Below are 1,850 nucleotides of genomic sequence, written 5' to 3'. Positions count from 1 at the left end.
CTGCGGACGGTGCCGGAAGGCGAGCTGCAGGCCGTGGCCGATGCCGTGCGCGCCGAGATGATCGACGCCGTGTCCATCACCGGCGGCCATCTCGGCTCGGGGCTGGGCGTCGTCGAACTCACCGTCGCCCTGCACCATGTGTTCGACACCCCCGACGACCGCATCGTCTGGGATGTCGGCCACCAGTGCTACCCACACAAGATCCTCACCGGCCGCCGCGACCGCATCCGCACCCTGCGCCAGGGCGGAGGCCTGTCCGGCTTCACCAAGCGCTCCGAGAGCGTCTACGACCCGTTCGGCGCCGCCCACTCCTCGACCTCGATCTCGGCCGCCCTCGGCATGGCCGTCGGCCGCGACCTCGATGCCGCCGCCGCGAAGGCCAAGGGCCAGACGCCGAAGCGCCGCAACATGATCGCGGTGATCGGCGACGGCTCCATGTCGGCGGGCATGGCGTATGAGGCCATGAACAATGCCGGCGCCTTGCATTCGCGCCTGATCGTCATCCTCAACGACAACGACATGTCCATCGCGCCCCCGGTCGGCGCGATGTCGGCCTATCTCGCGCGGCTCGCCTCGGGCGACACCTACCGGACGCTGCGCGATGCCGCCAAGCAGCTCGGCAAGCTGCTGCCGAAGGCGATCTACCAGCGCGCGGCGGCGGCGGAGGAATACGCCCGCTCCCTCGTCGTGGGTGGCGGCACGATGTTTGAGGAGATGGGCTTCCACTACGTGGGGCCGGTCGATGGCCACAACCTCGACCACCTGCTGCCGGTGCTGAAGAACGTCCGCGACACCGAGACCGGCCCGATCCTGCTGCACGTCGTCACCCGCAAGGGCAAGGGCTACGCCCCGGCCGAGGCCTCGGCCGACCGCTACCACGGGGTGGTGAAGTTCGACGTGGTGTCGGGCGTCCAGGCCAAGGCCAAGCCGAACGCGCCGGCCTACACGCGGGTGTTCGGCGAGAGCCTGATCAAGGCGGCCGACGCCGACCCGAAGGTGGTGGCGATCACCGCCGCGATGCCCGGCGGCACCGGCATCGACCTGTTCGGCAAGGCCCACCCCGACAAGACCTTCGACGTCGGCATCGCCGAGCAGCATGCCGTGACCTTCGCGGGCGGTCTGGCGACGGAGGGCTACAAGCCGTTCGTGGCGATCTACTCGACCTTCCTGCAGCGGGCCTACGACCAGGTGGTGCACGACATCGCCCTGCAGAACCTGCCCGTGCGGTTCTGCATGGACCGGGCGGGGCTGGTGGGTGCGGACGGCGCGACCCATGCGGGGGCGTTCGATCTCGCCTATCTGTGCTGCCTGCCGAACATGACGGTGATGGCGGCCGCCGACGAGGCGGAGCTGGTCCACATGGTGGCGACGCTGCACGCCCATGACAGCGGCCCGTCCGCCCTGCGCTACCCGCGCGGCGAGGGCGTCGGCATCGAATTGCCGGAGCGGGGCGAGGTCCTGCCCATCGGCAAGGGCCGCGTGGTGCGCGAGGACGCGAACGCGCGGGTGGCGATCCTGTCGCTCGGCACGCGTCTGGCCGAGGCGCTGAAGGCGGCGGATACGCTCGCCGATCAGGGCGTGGCGGTCACGGTGGCGGATGCGCGGTTCGCCAAGCCGCTGGACGAGGCGCTGATCCTCGACCTCGCGTCGCGGCACGAGGTGCTGCTGACGATCGAGGAGGGCTCGCGCGGCGGGTTCGGGGCGATGGTGCTGCATCTCCTGGCGGAGAAGGGCGCGCTGGATGCGGGCCGGGTGCGGGTGCGGACGCTCACGCTGCCGGACACGTACCAGGACCACGACAAGCCGGAGAAGATGTACGCGGAAGCGGGCCTCGACGCCCCAAGCATCGT

General features: G+C 70.5%; 1 protein-coding gene. It reads left to right on the top strand.

Annotated elements, in window-relative coordinates:
• A partial coding sequence (dxs, locus tag MKK52_RS00115; RefSeq protein ID WP_243951720.1) for a 1-deoxy-D-xylulose-5-phosphate synthase occupies window positions 1-1,850 on the top strand: 1,850 nt, incomplete at both ends.

Source organism: Methylobacterium sp. J-067, assembly GCF_022829465.1.
Taxonomy (GTDB): Bacteria; Pseudomonadota; Alphaproteobacteria; order Rhizobiales; family Beijerinckiaceae; genus Methylobacterium; species Methylobacterium litchii.
Note: the sequence above shows the minus strand (reverse complement) of the source record. Positions and strands in the feature narration are given on the sequence as shown.